Here is a 26,047-nt window from a genome sequence, read left to right as displayed (position 1 = left end):
GGGTCTGTGGGGCGTCAGCGGTCGCTGAAGCGCTCGAGGTCGGAGGCGAGTCCTTCGTAGACGGCCGGCTTCGATCGCTTCAGGTACGCGCCGTAAATGATGCCGCCGATCAACGCGAGCACGAGCAGCAACGGCATGAGTCGGATCGCGAGCTCTTCGGAGCCGGCGACGATGTTGAAGTTCACGACGGCGAGCACCGAGATCGCGGCGATGCCGAGGAACCCGATCCCGGGAGCGATGAACGTGCTCCACCAGCGGGGGTCGCCCTTGCGCCGGAAGTACACGACGATCGAGATCGCCGCGAGTCCCTGCAGGATCAGCACGCTCAGCGTTCCGAACCCCAGCATCGCGGGCACCAGGGTGAGGATCGGGTCGGCTCCGGCGATCGCGAAGATGATCGCGACGAGCGCGGCGAACGAGGCCTGCACGATGCCGGCGAGCTGCGGGGCGCCGTTGGAGCGAGTGCGGGCGAGGGCCTGAGGCAGGATGCGCGAGCGGCCGAGCGAGTAGAGGTAGCGCGTCGCGGAGTTGTGGAACGCGAGCATGGCCGCGAACAGGCTGACCAGAAGCAGGACCATCATGACCGTGGTGAGCGGCCCGCCGAGGTACTGCTGGGACAGCATGAAGATGAGGTCGCCGGTCGGCAGGTGCTCGAGAGCCGTGGCCTGTGCCTGCGCGACGCCGGTCGCGCTGACGACCGCCCAGGTGGTGACGCCCAGGATCACACCGATCGCGATGATCGAGGTGTAGGTGGCGCGGGGGATGGTGCGCAGCGGCTGCTTCGCCTCTTCGCTGAACAGCGCGGTCGCCTCGAAGCCGAGGAACCCGGTGGCGGCGAGCAACAGACCGATCGGCAACGATCCCGAGAACACGGCCTCGGGGCTGAATGCGCCGAGGTCGTACCCGGTCTGCACGAGCACCGATACGTCGAAGACGACCAGCATCAGCACCTCGAGCACGAGGCAGACGCCGAGGATCTTCGATGAGAAATCGACGCCGACCCTCGCGAGCACGAAGCACACGGCGATCGACAGCAGGCCCCAGACCAGCCAGTTCACGTCGAGGCCGGTGAGGTCGCGGATGATGTTCTGCATGAAGAAGCCGCTGGTGCCGATGGTGCCGACGACGAAGAAGTTGTAGCCGAGGGTCGCGATCAGCCCGGCGATCAGCCCACCCGTGCGGCCGAGACCCTTCACGACGAAGGCGTAGAAACCGCCGGCGTTCACGAGCTGCTTCGACATCTGCGCGTAGCCCACCGCGAACAGCAGCAGGATCACGGCTACGAGGAAGAAAGACATCGGTGTGCCGCCGCCGTTGCCGAGCGCGATCGCGAGGGAGGCGACCACCACGATGCCGGTCAGAGGCGCGACGGCCGCGAGGACGAGGAAGACGATCCCGGCGACGCCCAGTGCGCCGGGTCGGAGAGAAGTGTGGTCCTGCTGCGTCGTGGACGCAGATGTCGGGTCTGCCACGTCGGCTCCTTTGCTCGGTGACGGCCGTGCGTGACGGCCTCGACGACGAGAGACGTCGCCGATAGAGCGATTCTGCTCGGGTGGTGCCCGCGGCGGTTGACGCTGAGCGAAGGACGATGGTTCCAGCGCGCACAGCACCCTGCGTCGCATTCACGGAGCGGAGGAGCGGGAGCAGGATGACGGTGAAGACACCGCCGTCCTCACCGCGTGATCGGCGCAGCGGCGGAGTCTCGGGGAGACCATGGATCTGCAGCTGAACGGCACCACCGCCCTGATCACGGGTGCGGCGAGCGGCATCGGCCGTGCGACCGCCCTCGCGCTCGCCGCGGAAGGGGTCCGTGTCGCGCTGCTCGATCGCGATGCTGCATCTCTCACCGAGGTGGCCGGCGTCATCGGAGGAGCGGTCGTGCTCGTGGCAGACGTCACGGATGAGGCGCAGCTGGCCCGTGTCGTGGAGAAGGCGGTGGACGCGCTCGGTGGGTTGGACGCGGTCGTGTGCTGCGCGGGGATCTCGGGTCCTGTGGGGTCGCCGATCGATGAGATCTCACCGGCTGAGTGGAATGCGGTGTTCGCGGTCAATGTCACGGGGGCGTTTCTCGTGGTGTCGGCGGCGCTCCCTGCGCTGCGCGCCGCCGCTGCCGCATCCGTCGTCCTGATCTCGAGCGACTCAGCGTTCGTCGCCTCCGCCGGCATGGTGCCGTACTGCGCGTCGAAGGCGGCGCTCGTGCAGTTCGGCCGTGCTCTGTCGGTCGATCTGGCAGGCGACGGCATCCGGGTGAACACGGTCGCGCCGTCGATCGTGGACACGCCGATGAGTCGGGGCGATCTCGGAGCGGATGCCTTCGCGGCGCCGCGCTTTCCCGTGCAGACCGCCGAGGAGGTGGCCTCGCACGTGGCGTACCTGGTGTCGCCGCGCAGCCGCGCGATCAACGGCACGACCGTCGTCAGTGACTTCGGATTCTCAGCCCGATCAGGCTTCCCCGCCTGATCCCCATCGACCGGAGGATCGCGCGGGAGCGCAGAGAATCGCGCGGGAGCGCGGAGGAACAGGAGCAGAAATGGGACTTGCAGTGGGATCCACCGTCTCGGGGCGGGTCGTCGTCATCACCGGAGGAGGCACAGGCATCGGCGCGGCGATCGCCGAGCGGTACGCCGCCGAGGGGGCGCACGTCGTCGTCGTCGGACGCCGCGCCGAACCCCTGCGCGCGGTGGAAGCCGCGGTGGGCGCGCACCCGATCGTGGCGGATGCCGCCGACACGGTGTCTGCGAAGGCCGCCGTCGCCGAGGTGCTCGCCACCTTCGGGAGGCTCGACGTCCTCGTAGCGAACGCCGGCGGTCATGGGTTCTCGCCCGTGGCCGACACCGACGATGACGGGTGGGAAGCCGCGATCCGCGCCAACCTCACCACGGCGTTCGTCATGGCGCGGGAGGCGCTTCCGGCGCTGATCGAGGCCAAGGGGCAGATCGTGATCGTCTCGTCCCTGGCAGGGCTCTTCGCTGGGCCCTCTGTGGCAGGCTACACGGTGGGCAAGCACGCGCTCATCGGGCTCACACGAACCCTTGCTCGTGACTACGGGCGTCAGGGTGTGCGGGTCAACGCGATCTGCCCCGGATGGGTGCAGACCCCCATGGCCGACGACGAGATGGACGAGTTCGCGACCCACGCCGGGCTGGGATCTCGCGAGGAGGCGTATGCAGCCGTGACGGCCGATGTGCCGCTGCGTCGACCTGCACGGCCCGCGGAGATCGCCTCGGTGGTGCGATTCCTCGGATCGGGGGAGTCGTCGTACGTCACCGGGGCCGTGATCGTGGCTGACGGTGGATCCCATGTCGTGGATGTGCCGACCATCGCCTTCGACCACGCAGGGATGTAGGGGCGTTCGGTCGCGGGTGGCTCTCAGTCGTGGTGAGGCCCAGCGGTCGCTGTTATCCGGTGGTCGTTGTCGACCCTCCTGCGGTCCTCGTGCCGTTCCTGCCGCAGCCCCTCCTGCAGTCCCTTCCGGTGTTCCTTCTGCGGTTCCTTCCACTGTTTCTCCTGTGGTTCTTTCCGGTGTTCCTTCCGCTGTTTCTCCTGTGGTTCTTTCCGGTGTTCCTTCCGCTGTTTCTCCTGTGGTTCTTTCCGGTGTTCCTTCCGCTGTTTCTCCTGTGGTTTTTTCGGTGTTCCTTCTGCGGTTCCTTCCGCCGCCCTCCGCGGTCTCTTCCGCCGTCCCTTCCGCCGTCCCTTCCGCGGTCCCTTCCGCGGTCCCTTCCGCCGTCCCTTCCGCGGTCTCGTCCGCCATCCACGTGCAGCATTCTGGGAGATTGGAATACGCATCTGAACTGGGGTAATTCGGGGTCGTTTCCGGTCTTCAGTGTCGGTGGTCCCGTGTTGACTTACGGGTATGAACAGCACCGCGGAGCTTCTGGATCGGGTCATCGCCGACCTCGATGCGGTGCTGTCCGATGACGCGCTCGCGGGGCTGTCGGATGCGGACCGGGTGGCGGTGTTACAGGGTGCGGGGGCTGCGTTCCGTCGGGTCGAGGCGGTGATCGTGGAGACGATCGCGACGGGTGATGCGGTGGACTTCCCGCATGCGGCGGGGTGCCGGGGTCTGAACGAGTTGCTGCAGCGGATGCTGCGGGTGGACGTGCGGGCTGCGTCGCGGGTCGACCGGGTCGTCGATCTGGTGCGACGGCCGGTGAGTCTGGCGGGGGAGCGGATGCCGGCCCGGTGGGCGGAGCTGCGGCTCGCGTTGCTGGACGGGGTGGTCGGTGTGGCCGGGTTTCTCGTGGCGACGGGTCCGATCGAGAGGGTGTGGGATCGCCTCACCGTCGATCAACGCCTCGCGGCGGATGTCGCGCTGGCCGGGTGCGCGCGCGGGCACGGCGTCGTGGTCGCCGATGACTCGGATGCGGACGATCTCGAGGCTGATTCGCCGGGGCCTGCGCCGACCGTGCAGGACTTGAAGGCTCTCGCGGAGGATCTCGCGTCGATGTTCGACCCGGACGGGGAAGAACCCAAGGATGAGGTCTCCCGGCGCCGGCGGGGCGTCACGATCGGCCGGCTGAAGGACGGAGTGCACGCGATCCGCGGGTATCTGACCCCGGACGCCGCGGCGCAACTGCAGTTGATCCTGGACGCGATCCTCAACCCCAAGGGCGACGGCCCACCGATGCCCGGCGTGCACTTCTCACCGAGCGACGGTGCGGATACTGATTCTGACGTCGACGTCGACGTCGATGGTGACGCGGATGGTGGCGCAGACGGTGGCGGTGGTGACGCGGATCCGTTCAACTCTGATCCGCGGTGTGTGCTCGATGATCGCACCGTGGCGCAGAAGCGCCATGATGCTCTCGCGATGATCTTTCAGATCGCCGCCCGACACAAGAACATGCCCACTCTCGGTGGGTCGTCACCGGTACTCGTGGTGAACGTCGATGCGAAAGACCTCGCCGCGCACGGTCACGGCGGGTGGGCGACGATCCCGGGATCCGGGGCCCACGTCCCGTCTCCGTCGCGGCGCAGGTCGCATGTTCAGGTTCGATCCAGCGGGTGCTGATGGATGAGGGCCGGATCATCGGGATCACGACCACCGACCGGATCTTCACCGTGTATCAACGGCGGGCGATCATCGCCCGTGACAAGGAGTGTCTGATCCCGGGGTGTCATGTGCCGGCGTCGTGGTGTGAGATCCATCACGTCACCGAGCATGCGCGGGGCGGTCCGACGCACACGGATAATGGTGTGCCGTTGTGCTGGTGGCATCACCGAAGTCTCGGTTCCTCGGGGTGGGAGATCCGGATGAATGATGGTGTCCCGCAGGTGCGGGGCCCGCGGTGGTGGGACCCCGAGCAGCGATGGCGCACCCCACGACTCAGCGCCGCCCGGCTGAAACTCCCCGCGCAGCTCACCCGCGCTGGATGACCTGGGCGTGCCCGATCGAAGCGACCCCGTCACGCGATCGTCGACGCGACGGCTGCGACATCAGGGCATCACCGCATCACGGCATCACGGCATCATCGAACCGTGAGCTCGAAGCCGCCGTCGATCGGCACGACGGCGACCTGGGTGAGGTCATCGACATGGAAGGTCGGTTCATGGGAGATCGCGTGAGAGCCGACGCCGATCACGCGCATCCCCGCGGCGTGAGCGGCCTGGATGCCTGCGCCCGAGTCCTCGAACACGACGCAGTCGGCAGGATCGATGCCGAGCAGCTTGGCGCCCAGCAGGAAGCCCTCAGGATCCGGCTTCGATGCCGACACGTTCTCCGCTGTCACAGTCAGCGACGGAACGGCGAGACCCGCCTGCCCCATGCGCGCATTCATCAGCGTGAGATCGGCCGAGGTCACGATCGCGTGCGGGTAGGGGAGCAGCGCAGAAAGAAGCACATCCGCGCCCTCGATCGCGACGACTCCGTCGACGTCCTGGCTCTCGTTCGCCAGCATCACGGCGTTCTCCCGGATGTTGATCGCGTGGTCGCGCTCCGGCAACATGATCGCCATGCTCTGATGGCCCTGGCGTCCGTGGACGACGCGCAGCACCGTCGCGGGGTCGATCCCGTGGGGCTCGGCCCAGGACAGCCACAGGCGTTCCACGACGGCCGTCGAATCGACGAGAGTCCCATCCATGTCGAGCAGGACGGCGCGGGCGCTGATGGTCTCGGTCATCACCCCAGGCTACTGCGGCCATAACGTCCGCTCATCGCCGACGGTCTGACGGCGGCTGGAGTGCTGCGAAACCGCCTGTTAGTGTGGCGAATCATCGTCGAGAACCGGGGGGATCTCTTGTCCAGCACACCGACACGTCACGGACGCGGTCTTCTGATCGGCGCAGGCGTCATTCTCGTCGCTGCATTCCTCGGCTGGCTCGTCCTCAGAAACCACGGAGGTTGGGGAGTGGACGTCGGCATGGGGAGCATCCTCGGATGGGTGACGCACGGGGTCGCGCTGCCCGTGCTGCTCGGCGGAGTCGCCCTCATCGCCCGAGGGACGACCAGGCCCCCGAGTTCGGACTCAGACACGGACGGCTGACGTCGCTCAGGTCACTCACCCGCCGAGATACGCGCGGTGCAGCAGCTGCGGGTCTTCCTGCAACGCCACCGAAGTGCCCTGGAAGGACACCTGCCCGCCGGCCACGACGACCGCCTCGCGCGCGAGTCCGAGGGCGAGCTGCGTGAACTGCTCGACGAGAAGCACGCCGACGCCCGATTCCGCGATCGAGGTCACGATCGGCATCAGCCGCATGAAGACGACCGGAGCGAGCCCGAGCGACATCTCGTCGATTAGCAGGATCCTCGGCTTCGCGGCGAACGCGCGGGCGAGCACCACCATCTGCTGTTCGCCGCCCGACAGCAGCGCGGTCGGTGAATCGATGCGCTTCTCGAGCTCGGGGAACTGCGCGAGTGCAGCATCCACCTCCGCCGGAGTCCGTGCGGTCAGTGAGATGTTCTCGCGCACCGTCAACGAGGGGAACACCGCGCGGCCCTGTTCGATGTGCACGATGCCGCGGCGTGCCCTGGCCACTCTCGAAAGCTTGTCGAGGGGCTCGCCGTCGAGCGTGAGCGTCCCCGCCGAATGCGGTGTCACGCCCGACACCGATTCGATCAGGCTCGTCTTTCCGGCACCGTTCGGGCCCACGAGCGCCAACACCTCACCGCCTCGGACGGTCAGCGAGACGTCGGAGATCACGGGACCTGCTCCACGGCTGACAGTCACCGCATCCAGTACGAGTTCGCTCACTTCAGCAGCTCCGTCTCTCCCATGTATGCCTTCACGACGGCCGGGTTCGCGAGGACGTCCGCCTGCGGGCCCGAAGCGAGCACCCGACCGAAGTCGAGCACCGTGAGCGTCGGGCAGACCGAGCGCACCAGATCCAGATCGTGTTCGATGATGATCAGCGCCACCCCATATCGATCGGGCAGCTCGCGCAGCCGCGCCGCGAGCGCGAGGTGCTCCTCGTGCGACAGGCCCGCCGCGGGCTCATCGAGGATCAGCAGCCGCGGACGAGCGAGCACGTTCGCGGCCACCTCCACGAGCCTGCGAGTGCCGACATCGACGCTCGACAGGCGCGAGCGCGCGGACGGGCATCCGAAGAACTCCAGCACCTCATCGATGTCGGAGACCGCGAGTCGACGTCGAGCGACGAACCGCACATATGCGCCGACCGTGAGGGCCGGCGGCACCCTGTCCTGCTGGAAGGTCCGTCGCAGCCCCAGTCGCGCACGACGAGTGGGCGACAGGCCGCCGAGATCACGGTCGCCGAGGAGCACCCGCCCGCCGTGCTTCGGAAGGAAGCCGCTGATCGCGTCGACGAACGTCGACTTCCCGGCGCCGTTCGGTCCGATGAGGCCCATGATCGACGCGGCGGGAACCTGGAAGGACACATCGTCCAGCGCCTTGAGCGCGCCGAACTGCACGGTGAGTCCCTCGACCGTGAGCACGGGTGCGCCATCCAGCGCTTGTTCGTCGGCAGTCGCGGTCGTCGTGGTGGTGATCACGGCGGCATCGGCGTCGGCATCCGGGGGCAGCGCCGACAGTGTCGCGGTCGCGGTCCTGCGATCCGCGCGCTTCCAGATCAGATTGCGGATCCCCTGCCCGAGGTTGGTGCCGCTCGTGAGAGCCTGCACGCCCAGCACGCCGAAGACGACGAACGCCCAGTCCTGCGGAACACCCCAGCGCTTGAGCAGCTCGGGGACGACCACCCAGAGGATGCCGCCGAAGATCGCCATGTCGATCAGATGCGCCCCCGACATGATCGCGAGTACGTACAGCGCGAGCGACTGCAGCGGCGTGAAGCTCGACGCGAACGGCAGCTGCACCTGCCCGGCGAGCAGCCCACCCGCGATACCGCCGAGGGCGGCCGAGACCGCGAAGGCCGTGAGTTTGGCGCTCTGCACGCTCTGCCCCGCCGCGGCCGTACCCCGCTCGGAGAACGCGACGGCCTTCCAGCTCGAGCCCCACCGGCCCCGCTGCAGGAAGAACACGCCGAGCGCGCAGACGGCCAGCACGACGATCGAGAGGAAGAAGAACTCCCGATCATTGGAGAACAGTTCGGGCCGCTCGATCGCTGTGCCGTCGGCGGAGCCGGGGAACTGGATCTGCACCAGCGTCACGTCGGCCGCTGCCGCGAAGCCGAGCGTCACGACGGCGAGGTTGACGCCCCGCAGCCGAAGCGCGGGCAATCCCACGAGGATGCCGACGAGACCCGCGGCGATGCCGCCGCACACGAGCCACACGACGAAGCCGCCGGGTGCCTGCATGACGTTGAGGAGCGACACGATCCAGGCGCCGACAGCCGCGAACGTGAGCTGGCAGAGGGCGATCATGCCGGCGGATCCCGTGACGATGCCGAGCCCGAGGATCGCGATCGACGCGATGACCGCGCTGATCGCGAGGAACACGAAGTAGCCCGGCAGCGCCGCGCTCAGGATGGCGCCCACGCCGATCGCGGCGACGGCGACGGCGAAGGGCCAGGACAGACGGAACCAGGGACGGTCAGCGAGCGGCATCCCACACCTCCTTGCGCTGCGTCCACAGGAGGAGGACGACGATGAACAGGAACGGGAGGAAGTTTCGTACGAGGGCGACCTCGTCGATCTGTGCGACGAGGCCGCTGAGCACACCGAGCACCACGCCGCCGATGACGGCGAGGTCGAGGCGACGGAAACCTCCGAGAAGAGCGGCCGCCGCGGCGGGGACGATGAGCATGGCGAGGCTGGTCGCGTCGTTCGACTGCGACGGCGCCACGATGATGATCGCGATCGCGCTGATCACCCCGGTGACGAACCATACGGCGATCGAGAGGGGACGCGAGCGGATGCCGAGCAGCTCGGCCGTCGTCGGCCGCTCGGACAGAGCACGCAACTGCGTGCCGACCCTGGTGCGTCGAAGGACGATCCGCACAGCGACCGCGGTGACGATGGCCATGACGACCGTCGCGACCGTCACCTGGCTGATCACGACGCCTCCGAAGGAGAACGCGGGGCCGGCGATGATCGGGGTGAACGGCTGCGGCTTGTTGCCGAACAGGATGAACGACAGGGAGATCAGCAGGAGCAGCGGCCCGACGGTCATCGCCGACCGGGTCGTCGTGGATGCCTCGGAGAGCCACGTCGCCGCGATCCATCCGATGGCGGCGGAGAGAAGCCCGCCGACGAGCACGCCGAGTACGGAGGCGAGCCAGATCGGCACCCCGAGCTCGCTGACGAACCACACCGCACTGAACGCTCCGAACATCGCAGTCGCGGCCTGTGCGAAGTTGACGACGCGCACGAGGCGGGACATCAAGGTCAGGCATACGCCGAGGACGGCGTAGAGACCGCCGGCGGCGAGACCGGCTATGGCGCCTTGCAGCATGAGGCGTCCTTTCTGATCTGAGGATTCTGATCCCAGGCGGGCCCGGAACAGCGAGGGGGAGAAGAACCTGCCGCCGAGAATGCGCTCGGCGGCAGGCGGGGATGGCTACTCGCCGATGCGCAGCCAGTCGTCGGCGACCTTCTCCCAGGAGTTCGTGCCGGATTCGAGGACGATGGGCCAGCCCGCGGTGTTCTGCGTGCCGAAGACATACGGCGTCCCGACCATCGGGTTCTCGATCGCATCCATTCCCCGCAGCGCTTCGGTGACGCTCTCGCGGGTGATGTCGCCGTCCATGCCCTCGAGCACCTCGATGAAGTACTTCGCCGCGAGGTATCCGCCCTGGCTGAACGACGTGAGCGGGATGTCGTTGGCCTCCATCAGCTCGCGCCACTCGGTGTTGATCTCGTCGTCGTCGGTGAAGGGGTAGAACTCGGCGGGGACGTAGATCCCCGCACCCGCGTTGTCGATCGCTCCGGCGAAGTTCTCGCTGTAGACGCTGGTCAGATACAGCCAGGTGACGTCGTCCCAGCCCTGGGCGTTCGCGGCTTTGACCTGGCCGATCGCGTCGGGCTCGACCGGGTTGATCGCGAGCGCCTTGCAACCCTGCTCGCGCGCCTTCACGATGTACGGCGTGTAGTCCGAAGCGCCGTACGGCACCGTGTCGTCGACGTACTTCGGCTCCTTGCCGGTGATCTCGGTCCACTTGTCGATCGCGGCCTGGTAGGTCGGACGCGTGGATCCTGCGATCTCGAGCAGGATGCAGATGTCGTCGAGCCCGAGCACCTCGGAGCCGTACTGCAGCGTGAGGGTCATGTCGTTGAACGGACCGACGTTCGCCGGCGAGATGTTGTCGCTCGCGAAGCATCCGGTGTCGACGCCGATACCGGGCATCGAGAGGATGTCCTCCTGCTCGTAGTACTTGGCGTTGATCTCGCACTCGATGAGGCTGGCCGAGCCGACGAGCGCCACTGCTCCGTCGCTCCCGACGAGTTCGCGGGCGGATGCGGTGGCGGTCGCCGGGTCTCCCTTGTCGTCGAGGGTCTTGTACTCGATGGTCCGGCCGTCGAGACCACCGGCCTCATTGAACGCGTCGAAGACCGCGGCTGCCGCCTGCGACGCTTCCGGGAAGGTGGCGGGCCCGCTGATCGTGTTCACGGAGCCGACGACGATGGGGGCTCCTTCGCCTCCGCCGCTTCCGTCGTCGCCGGCGCAACCGGCCAGGGTGAGGGCTGCCACGGCGATGAGCGCCGCGGTGCCGGATACTCGCTTGTTCATGTGGTTCCTGCCTCTCGCGTTCGGGTGATGCTGTGTGTTCGGGTGATGCTGTGTGTTCGGGTGATGCTGTGTTCGGGTGGTGCTGTGTGTCGTGCGGGTCGCGCCGTCAATCGCGCAGTGCGCGGTTGACGAGCTCGGTGTCGGTGAACTGCTCGAAGGCGACGACCTTGCCGTGCGCCAGCCGCCAGACGTGCGCGACGCGGGCAGCGAAGAATCGACCGGTCGACCGATAGGTGCCCGAGTAGGTGCCGATGCCCACGACCACGTCGCCGCCGTCGATGACCTCGTCGATCGTGACGGTGTAGTCGTCCCACTCCTCCTGGATCCGCGCGAACACGTGGGCCGTGACGGCAGCCGGCCCGATGTACGTGCCGGCATAGGGGAAGCCGGCCGCTTCGGTCCAGTGCACGTCGGCGGCGAACGACTCGAGCATGCCGTCGAGGTCTCCGCGGTCGTTGGCCGCGTAATGGGCCGTGATGATGTCTGCGTTGCCCATGAGGGATCCCTTCGTCCTCGAAGAATCGGTGCTGTGTCAGACCGGCTGCGCGTCGGGATAGTCGACGGAACCGAGAGGGTAGATGTGTCCGCCGCCTCGCGAGTGCTCGGCGTCGCCGTCGCCGTTCAGGCCGAGGAAGATGCCGGTCGTCATCAGCTGATAGCCGAGGTCGTGCAGCCAGACGCTGGCGACCGCGATTCGGAACTCGCGGAAGCAGAAGAGGTAGAGACCGTCGGCGAACTTCCAGACAGTCGACAGGTCCATGTCACCGTGGCCGCGCTGCACGCCCTCGAGGCATTGCCACGCGTAGCGCCGGCTCGAGATGTACACGTGCTCGTACAGATGGTGAGGGCTGTAACGGTAGATGTTGCGCTTGCCGATGAGATCGCGGCTCGGGCCGGGCACCTCTCCGCTGGCCGCGCCCCGATCCGTGGTCGCCGCCCAGAAGTCCTGCCCGACCTGCGGGATGCCTTCGACGGCCTCGGCGGCGATACGCGATCGCACGACCGTGGCGCGATGCGTCGTGGTGGAGTAGACGACCGTGATCGCCTCCCGTTCGCGGCTCTCGAGCGGGATGTTGACGAACATGACGTCATCGCGCACCGCGACGGCGTCATAGGGGTCGGTGCCTGACTCGCCGAGACCCGACCAGGTGACAGCCACGGCGTCGAACGAGAGCGACAGGGTGGAATCGTCGTCGAGCGTCAGCGTGATCATGGTGCCCGAAAGCGAGGCGTTCGGCAGCCGGAACGTGTCGATCCCCGCGGCGAACTCGTCGTAGGTGCGCCATTCGTCGAGCGCCGGGTCGGTCGTGACAGGGGCGGTCATGGGGATCCTGACGTCGCATGCGGCGGAGCATCCTCGCTCCGGGCACCGCATCCTCGCGGTGTGCTTGCCTCATGCTCCGGCGAGGCACGGCATCCGTTCAAGGGATGGGGAGCCATCGCGCGCCGAGAGTCAACCGGCGTGCCCTCCGGGGCAAGGACGTGCCCGGCTGGTCGATCGGCGACGGGCTGAGCGCGCGCCCGAACGGGCGCTGGGTGCGAGTCGGAACGCGGGATCGGCGCCCGTCGGAACGCGCGATCGGGTCGCGTCGGGACGCGCGATCAGTGCGCGGCGCGGTACTCGCTGGGGGAGACGCCGAAGGCCGTCTTGAACGCACGGCTGAAGTGCGCGGCGTCCACGAACCCCCAGCGTGCGGCGATGGCCGCGACCGGGCGGTCGGCGAGCATCGGGTCGAGCAGATCGCGTCGGCACTGCTCGAGGCGCCGCGTGCGGATCCACGTCGAGACCGTCACGCCCTGCTCCTGGAACAGCCCGTGCAGGTGTCTCGTCGAGATGAAGTGCGCCGACGCGATCGAGGCGGGTCCGAGGTCGGTGGAGGCGAGGTTGCGGTCGATGTACGAGCGGATGCGCTGCACCAGTGCGCGGTGCGGGTCGGCCGACCCCTCGTCGAGCCCGAGTTCTCGCGTGAAGACGGTCGTGACGAGGTCGAGCGCGCTGTGCGCCAGTCGTGCCCCGGTGGTTCCGGCGAGCTGATCGAGGTTGCCGGCGAGCTGTGTGAGGTAGGGCACGACCATTCCGCCGAGCCCGCCCTGCCCCGAGATCCGCACGGCCGTGAGCTGACCGACCATGTCGGCCGGAAGGCTGATGAGGTGCTTGGGGAACATCACGACCATGGTGCGGAAGTCGTCGTCGAACACGAGGGAGTACGGGCGATCGGTGTCGTACACGGCCAGGTCGCCCGGCTGCAGCACGGCTTCGCGGTCGTCCTGGATCAGCATCCCGGTTCCGGCGAGCATCAGGCTGAGCTTGAAGTAGGACCTGTCGCTGCGGGCGATGAGCTCGGGGGTGCGCTCGACGACATGCGAGGTCGCGCGCACCTCGTTCACATGCACCTCGTCGACGGATGCTCCGCGGATCACCCCTCGGAAGTGGTCGGGACCGTTGGTCGATACCTGAAGGGGGACGAACGACTCCGACACCGCGGCCCGGAACTCGCTGATGTTGCGCGCGATGAGCGTGGATACCGACTCGGCGGGGGCTGCGGGCACACCGTTCATGACTGATCACCTCGGGTGGTGGAACGACGACGTTGTATACGATCCGTTCCATGATGCTATCACCGGCGTGGCCGCGCAGCGAGGCTTCTATGATGTGCTCGGAGGCTGACGATGCGATATCTCGGTGAGAAGGTCATGCAGATCCTGCGTCAGCTGCGCGGGCCCGACACATCGGATGCCGTGTTCGAGGCGACAGCACTGATCGTCGGCGGGGTCTTCTTCGTGCTCGGCTTCGTGATCGGGTGGCCGGTCTTCTGGGGTCGGGAGATGGCGATCAGCGGGTCGGGATCCATCGGGATCTTCGCCGCAGTCGGTGGGGCCGTCACGGCTCTGCTGGCATTCGCACTAGGGCGGCTCGTCGTCCGCCCGGCGGTCGTGGCGCCCGACGGCACGCGAGACGGATTCAGCGTGCCCGGTGATCGGCTGCGCTGGTACGACCTCGCTGCGATCGCCTTCGCGCACGCGGCGATCGCGTACCTGGGCTGGCTCGGCATCGCCGAGCTTCTCGAGCGCAGCTTCACGGACGCGCCGGTGTTCGCCTTCCCCGGAGCGGTCCTGGTCGCGGTGGCATTCGCGCTCACCGCTTACGTGACGTTCCTCAGCGCCGTCGCGCTCACGCCGACCGTCCTGTCGCTGGTGCTCGCGGTGTTCCTCGTGGTCGGGGCGTTCGCCGCGATGCTCGCGTCCAGCGACGTGCACTGGTGGCGCGACAACCTCTCGGCTCTGGGCATGAGCACGAACAGCGCCTCCGTCGCCTTCAACGTCACGCTGGTGATCGCCGGCGTCATGGTCACCACGATCTCGCGCTACGCGACGGCGGGGCTGCCGATCGACGACCCCATCGATCGGCGAGGCCGCTTCATCGTGCGGGGCGGCCTGATCCTGATGGGCATCTTCCTCGCCTGCGTCGGGATCTTCCCCGTCGACGAGTTCTTCCTCGTGCACAACACGGTGGCCACCGGGATGGTGGTGGTGTTCGCCGTCGTCGTCGTGGGTCTGCCGTGGTTCCTCCGAGCGATCCCGCGGGTCTTCGTCGCGTTCGGGTGGGCCTACGTGCTGGTGATCGTCCTGCTCGCCGCGTTCTTCGCCGTGGGCTATTACAACCTCACCGCGGTCGAGCTGATCGCCGCCGTGCTGATCTTCAGCTGGATCATCGTGTTCCTGCGCACCGCGGGTTCGGTCGGCACCGAGCACCGCGGCGACCCCGTGCCGGCCTGAGACCCGAGCGTCAGCGCAGTGTCTGCGTGGCGTCGGCCGTGCGCTGCAACGCGTGCACGGAGTGGGCGTGGCGTTTCTGGGCCACGCCGACGAACAGGCAGTCGACCAGAGCGAGCTGGGCGATCCTGCTGACCATGGCGCCCGCCCGGAAGCGCGGTTCACGGGCGTGGCTGAGCAGCACGTGATCGACCTCGGCCGCGATCGGGGAATCGGATGCTCCGGTGATGCCGATCGTGGTGCTCGCCGCGGATCGTGCCGTCTGCACGAAGTGCAGCGTCTCGCGCGTCGTGCCCGAGTGGGAGAAGGCGATCGCGACGGTCTTCCTCGCTCCGAGTGCGGCCGCTGCGCTCGCCTCGTGCGCGTCGGTGAGGACGATCGCGGTATGCCCGATGCGCAGCAGCTTGTGGCCGAGGTCCGCCGCGACCAGACCGCTCGCACCGATGCCGAAGAGCAGGATGCGATCGGCCTCGTCTACCGCGTCGACAGCCGCTGCGAGCACGGCGTAGTCGAGGCCGGCGATCGTCTCCTCGATCGACAGGAGCTCGAGCGCGGCGACCTTGGCAGTGGCCTCGCGGAGCGAATCTGCCGAGGAGATCTCCGAGCCGAACCCCGACGAGGCGGGGAACTGCGCGGACTCCCGGCCCAGTTCGGTTGCCAGGGCCATTCGGAGCGCCGCATAGCCGTTCACGCCGATCGCTCGACAGAAACGTACGACGGAGGCGACCGAGGTGGCGCACGCGGACGCGATCTCGGTGATCGTGCTGTCGACGACGATGCGCGGATCATCGGAGATCGTGCGGGCGATGCGGGCGAGCGACGGTGGCAGCGTCTCGGCCGCCGTGGCGATCGTCGTCTGGATGCTCATTGCTCTCCTGCGTCGAGGCTGGTCCCGGTCTGAACAATTCTTTCATGACTGTCTTGAGATGCGTAGACTATTTCCATGCCTTCTCCGCGCGCCGTCATCGCCGTCGATCTCGGCAAGTCGCGGTGCCGCGCAGTGCTCTTCGAACCGAGCGCTCATGGTGAGGACCAGAAGGGGGCGGGTCTTCGCCGCCCTCTCTACGACGGTGTCGGAGCGCCCGGTCTCGCGTCCTCCGACGGCGTGGACGCCGCGCTCGAGGCGATCCTTCCGCTGAGTGCTCATCTCGATCAGTCGGTCGCCGCCGTGTCGATCGGCGCGGCCGGTGCCTGGACGGCGCCGACTGCAGCAGCCGCGCTCGCCCGGCGACTCCGCGCCGAGCTCCATGCACCGGTGGTCGTGACGTCCGACGTGGTGTCAGCTCACGCCGGCGCGCTCGGCGGGGCATCCGGGGTGCTCCTCATCGCCGGTACGGGAGCCGCGGCGCTCGGCCTCGACGCGGACGACGGCGCCGACAGCGATGACGACGGGGTCGACCGCCGCGATGGCGCCAGGCTCGTCGACGGCTGGGGGCCGGAACTCGGCGACTTCGGCAGCGGCTCGTGGCTCGGACGAGAGGCGCTGCGCGCGGTGCTGCGAGCTTCCGTCGACCTGGGGTCGACCACGGTGCTGACCGATGCCCTGAAGACTCCGATCGGCGACCCGACGGCGATTCCTGAATGGCTGGCGAGCGCCGCTCCGCTCGCGCGACGCCTCGCGACGCTGGCGCCCCTCGTACTCGACGCCGCGGAATCGGGTGATCGCATCGCCGGTGAGATCGTCACCGAGGGCATCCGTCTTCTCGTCGCCTCAGCCGTCGCGGCGGCCCCCGCGTCTCGACCGGTCGCGCTGCACGGAGGCCTGACCGACCACCTCTGGTTCCGCACGGGTCTCGAGGCTGCTCTGCGCTCGGCGGGACAAGACGTCGTGCCGCCCGCGGGTGACGCTCTCGACGGCGCACTCCTGCTCGCCGAGCGCACCGATCTTCCCCATGAAAGGTTCGTGCACCGTGCCGAATGAAGAGAACAGACTGACCGACCTCCTCGATGTGCTCGCGGCCCTCGGCACCGAGGCGTCGTCGACCGAGCGAGGCGACCTCGATCTGCTCGGCACCGCCGAGCTCGTGACCCGGATGAACGCTGAAGATCGCCGTGTCCCCGAGGCCGTCGCCGAGCGCAGTGCGGAGATCGCTGCGGCAGTCGACGGCATCACCGCGCGTTTCCGCCGGGGAGGTCGCCTGATCTACATCGGTGCGGGCACGGCCGGACGCGTTGGCGTCCTCGACGCGAGTGAGTGCCCTCCGACCTTCGGCACGGATCCGTCGATGGTCGTCGGTCTGATCGCCGGAGGGGAGACGGCGATCCGCTCCGCCGTCGAGAACGCCGAGGACGACGGCGACGCGGCCGCCCAGTCGCTGCGCGAGATCGAGTTGACCGCGCACGACACGGTGGTGGGGATCTCCGCCTCCGGCCGCACGCCGTATGTCGTGGGCGGCCTGGAGTTCGCCCGCGGGGTCGGCGCGCTCACCGTCGCGATCGCCTCGAACGCGGCATCCGAGATCGGCGCGGTGGCCGACATCGCGATCGAGGTCGTCACCGGGCCGGAGTTCATCTCGGGCTCGACGCGCCTGAAGTCGGGAACGGCGCAGAAGCTCGTCGTGAACATGCTGACCACGCTGTCGATGATCAAGCTCGGCAAGACGCATCACGGTGTGATGGTCGACCTGCTCGCGACGAACGAGAAGCTCCACGCGCGGTCGATCCGCACGGTCACCGAACTCACCGGCGCGACGGTCGACGACGCCGCCGCCGCCCTGGCCTCGGCGGACGGCTCGGTCAAGCTCGCGATCCTGATGCTCTCGACCGGCGCATCGGCAGAGCGCTCAGTGCAGGCGCTGCAGGACGCCGACGGCATCCTGCGTGTCGCGATCGCCGGCCTCTCGTGAGGGGCACCGTCGACGCGTGTTTCCGCCGCGGTGCGCCCGACGAGAGCGACGCCGCGAACCCGGGCTCGGGTCAGTGGCCGCAGGCGCAGGATTCGCCACCACCGCAGCATCCGAGCGCTGTCGAGCCGTGCGCCTGAGATGACGGGGGCACGTCCATCGCGGGGTTCTGATCGAGGAAGCCGTTCGGCTTGAACCAGAATCCGGCGTAGTCGACGGGCATGATCGGCCAGTCTTCCGGACGAGGGAAGTGAGTCAGCCCGAATGTGTGCCACAGCACGATGTCCTCGCCGTCGAGCGAGCGGTCGCCGGCCGAGTACTCGGGCAGACCGGATCCACCCTGGTGCGCGTTGGGGTACCGACCGGCCGGCCAGTTCTGCCCCTGCTCGTGCTGTGTCGCCCACAGATGCTTGGTCGCGAAGGTCGCGCGCGCGGCGACCGACGACGCGGGGTCGGCCATGAGCAGCGCCGTCGGCTCGGGGATCAGGTGGTACGCGGTGGGGCGTCCGACGTGGTTCGTGCGGGTCGTGCTCTGCACCTCCCAGGCGCGGGCGACCGAGGTGTCGGCTTCGCGCTGAGCCTCGAGTTCGGTGCGGAGCTGGGTCTCGGACCAGGTGAACGCGTTGCCGAACGGATTCTCCGGACCCATCGGGATGCGCTGCGCGTCGATCTCGAAGAGGCGGTTCTCGGTGCCGTCGATCGCGACGTCGAGCCGTGCGCAGAACAGGTGCTGATGCACGGGGGCGAACACCCCGGGTGCGAGCTCGGTCGCGTGCTTCTGCCGCACACCGGGCTCGCCCGCACCGGCGAAGACGACGCCGGTCGCCTTGGCCACGACCTCGATCGAGCCGTCGAGCGAGAAGTTCCAGTAGAAGCCGTAGTCGTAGTTGCCGATGGTCGAGAAGTACGAGATCACGAAGCGGCGCGAGCGGCGCACGTCCGAGCGCCCTGCGAGGTCGGTGTGCTTCCAGAGGATGCCGTAATCCTCCTCATGCATGCAGACGACGTTCGGGATGCGCACGGGGTTGCCGTGATCGTCGGCGACGTAGCCGTCGAGGTAGCGGATCACGCCCAGGCAGTCGCATCCGAGCTCGAGATGGTTCGCGTTCTTGCCGAGCAGGTACTCGCCCGCGTCGAAGTAGCTGATCCAGAATCTGCCGGGAGCGGTGTCGCCGTAGGGCACGACCATCTCGGGCACGCTCGCTCGGCTGAGCACAGAGCGTCCGTCGAAGGCGACGTCGTGCAGCACGAGACCCTCACGGGCGTTGAAGCTCACCCGCATCGACCAGTTCTCCCACTCGACGAGCGATCCGGTGACCGCGAAGCTCGGCCCTTCCGGCTGCGTGATCTCGATCGGCTTGAGGGTCGTCCGAGCCGCACCCTGCACCTCCGAGTAGTAGTTGCCGTGGCCGGTGGGAACGGGCACGTCGCCCTCGTCGTCGATGCGGATCACGCTGCCCGCGGTCAGGTCGATGTGCACCACGAGTCCTTCGACCGGATGCGCCCAGGGTGAGTCGTTCTCGTCGTACTTCAGGAAGGTGAGCGATCGGATCACTCGGCGGCCCACCTCGTCCGCTCGACCGGTGTATCCCGGAGCGAGAGGGCCGCAGAAGGCGAGCTCCATGTGCTCCGCGAGGCCGCGGCGCGTCATCGCGGCCCGCCATTCGGGGGAGGCTTTGACGATCTCCTCGGCGCGCCCGTACTCCTCGAACAGGTACTGCGGCTGTCCGTAGGGCGGGGCATCGTTCGGCACCCGTTCGGTGCGCAGCACCTCGCCGCGGGTGATCGAGACGATGACCTCGGTCGCTGTGCCCGTCGCCGTGTCGAGCAGTGTGGCGTCGATGCGTCGGTCGATCGGCGCACCGGGCTTCCACGTCGCGAGTTCCTGCTTGGTGGGCTCGTCGGGCAGGAGCATCGGCACACGCACGGTCTCGCCGAGCAGGCCGGCGGATTCGAGCACGGCTCGGGCTGCGGCGATCTCCTCGCCGGTGAGCGGGTCGAGCGGGTGCGGCGTGGCGATCCGATCGATCGTGACGGGCTGGGGGTGGGACATCGTCGTACCTCACTATTTCGAGCGAGTGCTCAATAAACGGATTGGCATGATGGTACGCCGATGCGACCGACGCGCACAAGGGTGTCGGGGAGGGTGTTTCGGAGGGGGGAGCGCGAGTGCTCAGGCCCGCCAGGGCGAGAGGATGCTGTCGAGCACCGCGAGGTGCGCCTCGGCGCCGTGGGGCTCGGTGACCTCCAGCACCTGCTGGCCGTAGGTGATCGATCGCAGCAGCGACATGAGTGAGTGCTTCGGTGTCGCAGGTGACAGCTCGCCGTCGGCGACGGCTTCGTCGAGCGACTCGCTGATCCCGTCCTGCCAGGTCGCGAACGTCGGTGAGCCGGCATCCGGGCTGGATGCGAGAGCCGTGAGGCGGCCCCAGAAGCCGACCACCACGTACGCCTCGGTGCGGGTGCCGTCGTCGACGGGGAGCACCTCGCGCATGAGGGCGTCGAGTCTGGTCAGGCCGCGGAGTCCCATCGTCGCCGACCGGATGCGCTCGTCGGTGCGCCGGGTGATCTCCGCCGCGGCCGCGCGGACGACGTCGTCGAAGCCGTCGAAGTAGTGCCAGAGCGAGCCCGTCGCCACGCCGAGCTCCTTGGCCACTGCGCGCGAAGAGACCGCCTCATGCCCGTCGCGTGCCGCCACGGCGAGGAGCGCCTCGGCGATCTGCCGGCGGCGCTCATCGTGATCGACGACACGGGGCACCCGCCCATCCTGTCGCATCCACCGGGGGTCTGGCTATTTTGAGCAACTGATCAATATGATGCGGGTGTGGATCCGCTCCTTCCGTCGGCGCCGTGGCTGATGGCGCTCGCCGCCATCGTCTCGGCCACGGCGTGCGTCGCCGTCTGGCGCGCCGTGCCGTGGCAGGGGAGACAGAGCGCGCTGATCATGGCGGCCGCGATGATCGTGATCGCGGTCACCGGCGGCGACGCGATGATCGGTCTCGCGCTCGGGGTCATCCTTCTCGTGTCGGCCATGCTCGGCACAGCCGGTGTACGGGGCACGCCTGCCGCGGCGACGTGCTGTCACCGCGCCCTGGTGTCGCTCGTGATGGCGATCTGCTCGTTCGAGAGCCTGTCGACGGGCGACACGGTGGTCCAGTCGGGCGGACACGGCGGACACGGACTCGACGGGCTGCTGTCGGCGCTCGTCATCGTCGGGGTCATCGGGGTGGTGCTCTGGACGGTCGTCTCGGAGTGGGTTCTCGTTCCCGTGCATCAGGGGCGCACCGCCCGTCTGCTCACCGTCGAATCGTGGGCGATGGCTGCGGGAGTCACCGTGATGTGCCTGGGGTTCTGACGCGGCGACGCGCAGCGCCGTCGGCGGGACGCGTCAGTGCGTGCCGCCGAACTCGATCAGCACCACACCCAGGGCGATCAGCGCGACGCCGATCGCCATCATGACTGAGAAGTGATCCTTGAAGATCACTCGGCCCAGGATCGCCGTGATCGCGACACCGGCGGCGGCCCACACGCCGTAGGCGACGCCCACCGGCATTCCCATCGCGAGGATCGTGCCGAGCAGGGTGAACGCGGCGAGGTACCCGATCACGATCACCGGGATCCACCGGCGGCGGCGCAGCCCCTCGGAGGCGCGCAGGCTCAGGGTGGCGGTGACTTCGCTCGCGATCGCGAGCGCGAGCAGCACCCAGGTCATGACGCAGCCTCCGGCGCGGACTCGCGCGTGTGGGATCCGAGCTCGACGAGCAGCACCCCGAGGACGATCGCGCCTATTCCGACGATCTGCACCGGTCCCAGCAGCTCGCCGAAGAGCACCGTGCCCATGATCGCGGTGAGCACCACGCCGATCGCCGACCAGATCCCGTAGGCGACGCCCACCGGCATGCCACGGTCGAGCACGATCGACAACAGCCACAGAGACCCCGTGTAGCCGATCACCACGGGGATCAGCCACAACGGGTGCGAGACGCCCTCGGCGGCGCGGAGCGACAGCGTCGCCGACACCTCGAGGGCGATCGCGAGCAGCAACGGAGGCCACGCCGACGGGCGGGAGCGGTCTGTCATCGGGGGCCTTTCGACGCGGGGTGCGTGGGGGAGAACGCGTCGGATGCTCCCAGGATTCCCTGTCGTGCAGGTGAACGATGAGGGGAGCAGGCGATTTCGGAACACCCGTGCTCGGCGCGTACCCTGGACGCATCCCCCGAAGCTCACCCGGCAATCTCGCGCGCCGGCGACCTCGGCGCGCTCACACATGCAAGGACGCAGATGAACGTAACCGCCGCACCCCACGACGACTGGACGGCGAGCGAAGAGCTGGCCGAGCGGATGATCCCGCTCATCGGAGCGCTCAGGCGCGACCACGACGTGGTCACCTCACTGCACGGACACCGACTGCTCGGGCTCTCGGCCACGGGGATCGTCGAGGTGCACGACAGGGTCGCGCAGCTCGGTCACGGGCAGCTTCCCCTCGACGAGACGCTCGCCGTGCTCGAGGCGATCGCCGAGCTCGCGCCCGGTGCGTCCTCCCTCGATCTCGCGCGCCTGGTCGAGGGCCATGCCGACAGCGACCTGCCCCTCGATGCTTACCTCGCTGACGCGCTCGCCCCGGCGATCGGAGCTGTCGCGGCCGAGCCCACCGACGTCGTGCTCTACGGCTTCGGGCGAATCGGCCGGCTGCTCGCCCGCATCCTGATCGCGCACACCGGGGGCGGCAGCGGCCTGCGTCTGCGGGCGATCGTGGTGCGTCGTGGGTCGGACAACGATCTCGTCAAGCGCGCATCCCTCCTGCTGCGCGACTCGGTGCACGGTCGGTTCGCCGGTTCCGTCACCGTCGACGAGCAGGCCGATCAGATCATCGCGAACGGCACCCGCATCCAGGTCATCTACTCCGACGACCCCGCGACGATCGACTACACCGCCTACGGCATCGATGACGCGATCGTCGTCGACAACACCGGGCGCTGGCGTGACGAGGCGGGCCTCAGCCGCCACCTCGAGTCGACCGGCGTCGCTCGCGTGCTGCTGACCGCGCCGGGCAAGGGCACGCTGAAGAACATCGTGCATGGCATCAACGACGGCACCATCGACCCCGACGACCGCATCATCACCGCGGCGTCGTGCACCACGAACGCCATCACGCCGGTGCTCAAGGCGATCGACGAGGCGTACGGCATCGTCCGAGGTCACGTCGAGACGGTGCACTCGTTCACGAACGACCAGAACCTGATCGACAACTTCCACAGCGGTGACAGACGAGGTCGTTCGGCCGTGCTGAACATGGTGATCACCGAGACCGGAGCGGCCAAGGCCGTCGCCCGTGCGCTTCCCGAGCTCGAGGGCAAGCTCACCGGATCCGCGATCCGCGTGCCCACCCCCGACGTCTCTCTCGCCGTGCTGCACCTGAGCCTCGAGCGGCCCGCCGTGAAGGACGAGCTGAACGACTACCTGCGCCGGGTCTCGCTGCACTCGAAGCTGCGTCAGCAGATCGACTACGTGGAGAGTCCCGAGGTCGTCTCCACCGACTTCGTCGGCTCGCACCGTGCGGGGATCGTCGACGGACTCGCTACCATCGCGAACGACCGGGACGTCGTGCTCTACGTCTGGTACGACAACGAGTACGGGTACTCGTGCCAGGTGATCCGCGTGCTCGAGGTCATGGCGGGCTCGCACCCCGTCGTGCTGCCCGAGCGCCGAGAGGTGACGCTGCACGGCTGAGTGCGCGATGTCGGCGGTGCCCGGCATGATGAGGGCATGAAGACCGCGACTGTGCGCGCCGAGCGCCTCCGTTCGCATCGACTCAGCGCGCCGGCACGCACGGTGGTCGACGCCGCGTCGCACATGCTCGCGGTACAGAGTCAGGACTTCGTCGCGGGGCGATGGGCTCTGGCTGCGCGCACTCGCGGTGAGCCGACGCGGAGTGCGGTCGATCGCGCCTTCGCTCGGGGCGACCTGGTGCGGGCGTGGACCATGCGTGGCACGCTGCACATCATCCCCGCGCGCGACCTCCGCTGGGTGCTGTCGGTGACGGCGGATCGACAGCGCCAGCAGGCGGCGGGCCGGCGGCGCGATCTCGGCATCGACGGGGAGATGGCGTCCGCGGTCGTGGAGGCCGTGGTGCCGCGACTCCGCGACGGCGGCCTCACACGGGCGGAGATGTTCGAGGTGTTCTCCGCTATCGGCATCGACCCGAGCGGGCAGCGGGGCATCCACCTGCTGAGCGAGCTGACCCTCGACGGTCTGATCTGTCAGGGGCCGGTCGTCGAGCGAGACGGCGTGGGAAGGGAACAGCGTTTCGTGCTGGTCGAGCAGCACATCCGCGAACACTCGACGCCGGACGACCCGCTCGCCGAGCTGTTCGCCCGCTACATCGACGGGCACGGTCCGGCCGGGGTCGCCGACTTCGCCTGGTGGTCCGGGCTCACCCTCGGGCAGTCGCGTGAGGCGCTCACCCGCGCAGGCGGAAGAGTCGTGGAGTTCGATGACGGGGTGTACGTCTCGACCGCCCGACCGCGACGCTCGGCGGGCGCGGAGGGTGTGCTGGCGCTCGGAGCCTTCGACGAGTACTACATCTCTTACGCCGACCGCACGGCGGTCTGCGCCCCCGAGCATCTAGCGCTGGTGGGGCCGGGGAAGAACGGCATGGTGCGCGCGACGATCGTCTCGGACGGCCGGGTGGTCGGATGCTGGACGCACGCGAGCGCCTCACTCGGCACCCCACCGGAGCTCTTCGCGCCGGGAGTCGACGAGGAAGCGGTGCGCAGGGCTCTCGCGCGGTTCGCTCGCTTCCTCGACGGCTGACGGGAGCCCAGGTCGTCACTCGATCGCGTGACGCCCCAGGAAGTTGTAGACCTCGTTGTCGTCGACGCCGGGGAACGCGCCGCGGGGGAGCGGCGAGAACATGTGCGTGTGCACGCGGGCGCTCGGCCAGGCCTTGCCGTTCCATCGCTCGGTCAGATCGGCGGAGGGGCGGCGGCAGCAGGCCTCGTCGGGGCAGCTCGACACGGCGCGATCCGTCGTCTCGCGTCCGCGCCACCAGCGGGCGTCGTCGAAGGGCACGCCGACCGTGATCGAGAACTCGCCGTCGGCGGCAGCGCCGGTCTGGGTGGAGCACCAGAAGGTGCCCGACGGCGTGTCCGTGTACTGATGGTGCTCGTTCGTGCGGTTCTGCTGCGTGAACGCCGCCCGCGCCTGGAACTTGCGGCACACGCGCTGACCCTCGACGGCACCGGTGACGTCCATCGGCAGGGGGAGGTCGTCGTTCTCGTACACCCGCGTGATCGCACCGGTGGCGTCGACGCGGAGGAAGTGCAGCGACATCCCGAGGTGCTGCGTGAGCAGGTTCGTCATGCGCATGCCCGCCGCCTCGTGCGTGACGCCGAACGCGTCGCGGAAGTCCTCCACCGCGAGGTTGCGATCCTTCTTCGCCTGCTGCAGGAAGGCCACGGACGCGGTCTCGGGCATCAGGCAGGATGCCGCGAAGTAGTTGATCTCGAGGCGCTGCTGCAGGAAGTCCGCATAGTCGGTGGGAGGGGTGTGCCCGAGCAGGCGGTGCGCCATCGCCTGCAGCGCCATGGATCGAAGGCCGTGGCCACCGGGGATCGAGGCCGGCGGCAGGTAGATCCGTCCGTTCTCGAGGTCGGTGACCGATCGCGTCGAGTGCGGCAGGTCGTTGACGTAGATGAGCTCGAACCCGAGCTTCTCAGCCATGATGCTGACCGTGCGGTGCGTGAGCGCGCCCTGCACGTGGCCGGCCGAGCGCAGCTGCTTCTCGGCGAGCTTCTCGATGTCCCCGAGATAGTTGTGCTGCGCACGCATACGCAGCCGCAGCTCGGTGTTGGCGCGGCGGGCCTCCTCCGGCGTCGCGATCGCCTCGCGCTCGCGCCGCTGCAGCTCGCGGTGGAGTCCGAGCATCGACTCGATCGTGTCGTCGCTCATGCCCTTGGTCACGCGCACGGGGGCGATGCCGAGCTGGCGGAACACCGGGCTCTCCTGGGCGCGTTCGAGCTCGATCTCGAGGGCGGCTCGGCGGTTCGGCGGCTCGCCGGAGATCAGATCGGTGACCTCGGTGCCCGTCGCGTGCGCGATCGCCTGCAGCAGAGAGAGCTTCGGTTCGCGTTTGCCGTTCTCGATCAGGCTCAGTTGCGAGCCGGCCACTCCGACGAGCGCGCCGAGCTCATCGAGCGTGAACCCCTTCTCGAGGCGGTGGTGTCGGATGCGGTGGCCGAGAGTCGCGAGGTGGATGCCGGAGGGAGCCATTCCTTGATCCTAGCGAAAGAACATCGATTCTTATCGCCACGAATGGCCGAAAGTCAGCGTCGAACCGGAAGATGATGG

25 protein-coding genes are annotated in these 26,047 nt (G+C 68.4%); 10 read left to right on the top strand and 15 right to left on the bottom strand.

Annotated features, from left to right (window positions below; genetic code table 11):
• Window positions 1-14 precede the first annotated feature (14 nt).
• Window positions 15-1,472, bottom strand: coding sequence for an APC family permease (locus ACTJKH_RS06325; RefSeq protein ID WP_440736206.1), 1,458 nt, complete (start codon window positions 1,470-1,472; stop codon window positions 15-17).
• Between the two features lie 241 nt (window positions 1,473-1,713).
• Between ACTJKH_RS06325 and ACTJKH_RS06320 the strand changes: the two genes are divergently transcribed.
• The 3 genes from ACTJKH_RS06320 to ACTJKH_RS06310 all read left to right on the top strand — a co-directional run bounded on the left by ACTJKH_RS06320 (window position 1,714) and on the right by ACTJKH_RS06310 (window position 5,011).
• Window positions 1,714-2,460 (top strand): SDR family NAD(P)-dependent oxidoreductase, encoded by a 747-nt coding sequence (locus tag ACTJKH_RS06320; protein WP_440736205.1) that lies wholly within the window; start codon window positions 1,714-1,716, stop codon window positions 2,458-2,460.
• 70 nt (window positions 2,461-2,530) lie between these two features.
• Window positions 2,531-3,346 carry an SDR family NAD(P)-dependent oxidoreductase gene (locus ACTJKH_RS06315; protein ID WP_440736204.1) on the top strand — a complete coding sequence of 272 codons (816 nt, stop codon included), beginning with the start codon at window positions 2,531-2,533 and terminating at the stop codon, window positions 3,344-3,346.
• A 507-nt stretch (window positions 3,347-3,853) separates the two neighbouring features.
• On the top strand, window positions 3,854-5,011 hold the full coding sequence (locus ACTJKH_RS06310; RefSeq protein WP_440736203.1) for a DUF222 domain-containing protein: 1,158 nt from the start codon (window positions 3,854-3,856) through the stop codon (window positions 5,009-5,011).
• Window positions 5,012-5,468: 457 nt separating this feature from the next.
• On the opposite strand, the gene ACTJKH_RS06305 is transcribed toward ACTJKH_RS06310, so the two are convergent.
• Window positions 5,469-6,119, bottom strand: coding sequence for an HAD-IA family hydrolase (locus tag ACTJKH_RS06305; RefSeq protein WP_440736202.1), 651 nt, complete (start codon window positions 6,117-6,119; stop codon window positions 5,469-5,471).
• A 117-nt stretch (window positions 6,120-6,236) separates the two neighbouring features.
• Between ACTJKH_RS06305 and ACTJKH_RS06300 the strand changes: the two genes are divergently transcribed.
• The gene (locus ACTJKH_RS06300; RefSeq protein ID WP_440736201.1) at window positions 6,237-6,482 is read left to right on the top strand and encodes a hypothetical protein; all 246 of its coding nucleotides are present in this window, start codon (window positions 6,237-6,239) and stop codon (window positions 6,480-6,482) included.
• Between the two features lie 15 nt (window positions 6,483-6,497).
• On the opposite strand, the gene ACTJKH_RS06295 is transcribed toward ACTJKH_RS06300, so the two are convergent.
• The 7 genes from ACTJKH_RS06295 to ACTJKH_RS06265 all read right to left on the bottom strand — a co-directional run bounded on the left by ACTJKH_RS06295 (window position 6,498) and on the right by ACTJKH_RS06265 (window position 13,640).
• Window positions 6,498-7,190, bottom strand: coding sequence for an ABC transporter ATP-binding protein (locus tag ACTJKH_RS06295; protein ID WP_259160047.1), 693 nt, complete (start codon window positions 7,188-7,190; stop codon window positions 6,498-6,500).
• On the bottom strand, window positions 7,187-8,959 hold the full coding sequence (locus ACTJKH_RS06290) for a branched-chain amino acid ABC transporter ATP-binding protein/permease (RefSeq protein WP_440736200.1): 1,773 nt from the start codon (window positions 8,957-8,959) through the stop codon (window positions 7,187-7,189). Before ACTJKH_RS06290 ends, ACTJKH_RS06295 begins: the two co-directional genes overlap by 4 nt.
• Complete coding sequence (locus tag ACTJKH_RS06285; RefSeq protein ID WP_440736199.1) at window positions 8,946-9,806, bottom strand: branched-chain amino acid ABC transporter permease; 861 nt, start codon at window positions 9,804-9,806, stop codon at window positions 8,946-8,948. The genes ACTJKH_RS06290 and ACTJKH_RS06285 overlap by 14 nt, the downstream gene beginning before the upstream one ends.
• A gap of 105 nt (window positions 9,807-9,911) precedes the next feature.
• Window positions 9,912-11,081, bottom strand: coding sequence for an ABC transporter substrate-binding protein (locus ACTJKH_RS06280; protein WP_440736198.1), 1,170 nt, complete (start codon window positions 11,079-11,081; stop codon window positions 9,912-9,914).
• A gap of 106 nt (window positions 11,082-11,187) precedes the next feature.
• Complete coding sequence (locus tag ACTJKH_RS06275) at window positions 11,188-11,577, bottom strand: nuclear transport factor 2 family protein (RefSeq protein ID WP_440736197.1); 390 nt, start codon at window positions 11,575-11,577, stop codon at window positions 11,188-11,190.
• A 36-nt stretch (window positions 11,578-11,613) separates the two neighbouring features.
• Window positions 11,614-12,405 (bottom strand): MoaF C-terminal domain-containing protein, encoded by a 792-nt coding sequence (locus ACTJKH_RS06270; RefSeq protein ID WP_440736196.1) that lies wholly within the window; start codon window positions 12,403-12,405, stop codon window positions 11,614-11,616.
• A gap of 278 nt (window positions 12,406-12,683) precedes the next feature.
• On the bottom strand, window positions 12,684-13,640 hold the full coding sequence (locus ACTJKH_RS06265) for a helix-turn-helix domain-containing protein (protein WP_440736195.1): 957 nt from the start codon (window positions 13,638-13,640) through the stop codon (window positions 12,684-12,686).
• A gap of 111 nt (window positions 13,641-13,751) precedes the next feature.
• On the opposite strand from ACTJKH_RS06265, the gene ACTJKH_RS06260 reads away from it, so the two are divergent.
• Window positions 13,752-14,858 carry a DUF998 domain-containing protein gene (locus tag ACTJKH_RS06260; RefSeq protein WP_440736194.1) on the top strand — a complete coding sequence of 369 codons (1,107 nt, stop codon included), beginning with the start codon at window positions 13,752-13,754 and terminating at the stop codon, window positions 14,856-14,858.
• Between the two features lie 10 nt (window positions 14,859-14,868).
• On the opposite strand, the gene ACTJKH_RS06255 is transcribed toward ACTJKH_RS06260, so the two are convergent.
• Window positions 14,869-15,723 carry a MurR/RpiR family transcriptional regulator gene (locus ACTJKH_RS06255; protein WP_440736193.1) on the bottom strand — a complete coding sequence of 285 codons (855 nt, stop codon included), beginning with the start codon at window positions 15,721-15,723 and terminating at the stop codon, window positions 14,869-14,871.
• A gap of 75 nt (window positions 15,724-15,798) precedes the next feature.
• Between ACTJKH_RS06255 and ACTJKH_RS06250 the strand changes: the two genes are divergently transcribed.
• Entirely contained in the window at window positions 15,799-16,776 is a 978-nt protein-coding gene (locus ACTJKH_RS06250) for an N-acetylglucosamine kinase (RefSeq protein WP_440736192.1), read from the top strand.
• Window positions 16,766-17,701, top strand: coding sequence for an N-acetylmuramic acid 6-phosphate etherase (gene murQ / locus ACTJKH_RS06245; protein WP_440736191.1), 936 nt, complete (start codon window positions 16,766-16,768; stop codon window positions 17,699-17,701). The genes ACTJKH_RS06250 and murQ overlap by 11 nt, the downstream gene beginning before the upstream one ends.
• Before the next feature lie 70 nt (window positions 17,702-17,771).
• Here murQ and ACTJKH_RS06240 read toward each other — a convergent pair whose 3' ends face one another.
• Both ACTJKH_RS06240 and ACTJKH_RS06235 read right to left on the bottom strand, forming a co-directional pair.
• Window positions 17,772-19,751, bottom strand: a complete 1,980-nt coding sequence (locus tag ACTJKH_RS06240; protein ID WP_440736190.1) for a primary-amine oxidase — start codon at window positions 19,749-19,751, stop codon at window positions 17,772-17,774.
• Window positions 19,752-19,871: 120 nt separating this feature from the next.
• The gene (locus ACTJKH_RS06235; protein WP_440736189.1) at window positions 19,872-20,456 is read right to left on the bottom strand and encodes a TetR/AcrR family transcriptional regulator; all 585 of its coding nucleotides are present in this window, start codon (window positions 20,454-20,456) and stop codon (window positions 19,872-19,874) included.
• Window positions 20,457-20,522: 66 nt separating this feature from the next.
• Between ACTJKH_RS06235 and ACTJKH_RS06230 the strand changes: the two genes are divergently transcribed.
• Window positions 20,523-21,053, top strand: a complete 531-nt coding sequence (locus tag ACTJKH_RS06230; protein ID WP_440736188.1) for a hypothetical protein — start codon at window positions 20,523-20,525, stop codon at window positions 21,051-21,053.
• Window positions 21,054-21,086: 33 nt separating this feature from the next.
• On the opposite strand, the gene ACTJKH_RS06225 is transcribed toward ACTJKH_RS06230, so the two are convergent.
• Entirely contained in the window at window positions 21,087-21,410 is a 324-nt protein-coding gene (locus tag ACTJKH_RS06225; protein ID WP_440736187.1) for a DMT family transporter, read from the bottom strand.
• Window positions 21,407-21,778, bottom strand: a complete 372-nt coding sequence (locus tag ACTJKH_RS06220) for a DMT family transporter (protein ID WP_440736186.1) — start codon at window positions 21,776-21,778, stop codon at window positions 21,407-21,409. Before ACTJKH_RS06220 ends, ACTJKH_RS06225 begins: the two co-directional genes overlap by 4 nt.
• Window positions 21,779-21,979: 201 nt before the next feature.
• Between ACTJKH_RS06220 and ACTJKH_RS06215 the strand changes: the two genes are divergently transcribed.
• Entirely contained in the window at window positions 21,980-23,428 is a 1,449-nt protein-coding gene (locus ACTJKH_RS06215; RefSeq protein ID WP_440736185.1) for a glyceraldehyde-3-phosphate dehydrogenase, read from the top strand.
• Between the two features lie 36 nt (window positions 23,429-23,464).
• Complete coding sequence (locus ACTJKH_RS06210; protein WP_440736184.1) at window positions 23,465-24,511, top strand: winged helix DNA-binding domain-containing protein; 1,047 nt, start codon at window positions 23,465-23,467, stop codon at window positions 24,509-24,511.
• A gap of 15 nt (window positions 24,512-24,526) precedes the next feature.
• On the opposite strand, the gene ACTJKH_RS06205 is transcribed toward ACTJKH_RS06210, so the two are convergent.
• Window positions 24,527-25,969 carry a helix-turn-helix domain-containing protein gene (locus ACTJKH_RS06205; RefSeq protein ID WP_440736183.1) on the bottom strand — a complete coding sequence of 481 codons (1,443 nt, stop codon included), beginning with the start codon at window positions 25,967-25,969 and terminating at the stop codon, window positions 24,527-24,529.
• Window positions 25,970-26,047 lie beyond the last annotated feature (78 nt).

The organism is Microbacterium sp. 22215, assembly GCF_052045655.1.
GTDB lineage: Bacteria > Actinomycetota > Actinomycetes > Actinomycetales > Microbacteriaceae > Microbacterium > Microbacterium phyllosphaerae.
This window is presented reverse-complemented; position numbering and strand designations above follow the sequence as displayed.

Coding starts and splice junctions, on each gene's coding strand:
- ACTJKH_RS06320 (WP_440736205.1), top strand. CDS start 1,714: ATGGATCTGCAGCTGAACGGCACCACCGCCCTGATCACGGGTGCGGCG.
- ACTJKH_RS06315 (WP_440736204.1), top strand. CDS start 2,531: ATGGGACTTGCAGTGGGATCCACCGTCTCGGGGCGGGTCGTCGTCATC.
- ACTJKH_RS06310 (WP_440736203.1), top strand. CDS start 3,854: ATGAACAGCACCGCGGAGCTTCTGGATCGGGTCATCGCCGACCTCGAT.
- ACTJKH_RS06305 (WP_440736202.1), bottom strand. CDS start 6,119: ATGACCGAGACCATCAGCGCCCGCGCCGTCCTGCTCGACATGGATGGG.
- ACTJKH_RS06290 (WP_440736200.1), bottom strand. CDS start 8,959: ATGCCGCTCGCTGACCGTCCCTGGTTCCGTCTGTCCTGGCCCTTCGCC.
- ACTJKH_RS06285 (WP_440736199.1), bottom strand. CDS start 9,806: ATGCTGCAAGGCGCCATAGCCGGTCTCGCCGCCGGCGGTCTCTACGCC.
- ACTJKH_RS06280 (WP_440736198.1), bottom strand. CDS start 11,081: ATGAACAAGCGAGTATCCGGCACCGCGGCGCTCATCGCCGTGGCAGCC.
- ACTJKH_RS06275 (WP_440736197.1), bottom strand. CDS start 11,577: ATGGGCAACGCAGACATCATCACGGCCCATTACGCGGCCAACGACCGC.
- ACTJKH_RS06270 (WP_440736196.1), bottom strand. CDS start 12,405: ATGACCGCCCCTGTCACGACCGACCCGGCGCTCGACGAATGGCGCACC.
- ACTJKH_RS06265 (WP_440736195.1), bottom strand. CDS start 13,640: ATGAACGGTGTGCCCGCAGCCCCCGCCGAGTCGGTATCCACGCTCATC.
- ACTJKH_RS06260 (WP_440736194.1), top strand. CDS start 13,752: ATGCGATATCTCGGTGAGAAGGTCATGCAGATCCTGCGTCAGCTGCGC.
- ACTJKH_RS06255 (WP_440736193.1), bottom strand. CDS start 15,723: ATGAGCATCCAGACGACGATCGCCACGGCGGCCGAGACGCTGCCACCG.
- ACTJKH_RS06250 (WP_440736192.1), top strand. CDS start 15,799: ATGCCTTCTCCGCGCGCCGTCATCGCCGTCGATCTCGGCAAGTCGCGG.
- ACTJKH_RS06240 (WP_440736190.1), bottom strand. CDS start 19,751: ATGTCCCACCCCCAGCCCGTCACGATCGATCGGATCGCCACGCCGCAC.
- ACTJKH_RS06225 (WP_440736187.1), bottom strand. CDS start 21,410: ATGACCTGGGTGCTGCTCGCGCTCGCGATCGCGAGCGAAGTCACCGCC.
- ACTJKH_RS06220 (WP_440736186.1), bottom strand. CDS start 21,778: ATGACAGACCGCTCCCGCCCGTCGGCGTGGCCTCCGTTGCTGCTCGCG.
- ACTJKH_RS06215 (WP_440736185.1), top strand. CDS start 21,980: ATGAACGTAACCGCCGCACCCCACGACGACTGGACGGCGAGCGAAGAG.
- ACTJKH_RS06210 (WP_440736184.1), top strand. CDS start 23,465: ATGAAGACCGCGACTGTGCGCGCCGAGCGCCTCCGTTCGCATCGACTC.
- ACTJKH_RS06205 (WP_440736183.1), bottom strand. CDS start 25,969: ATGGCTCCCTCCGGCATCCACCTCGCGACTCTCGGCCACCGCATCCGA.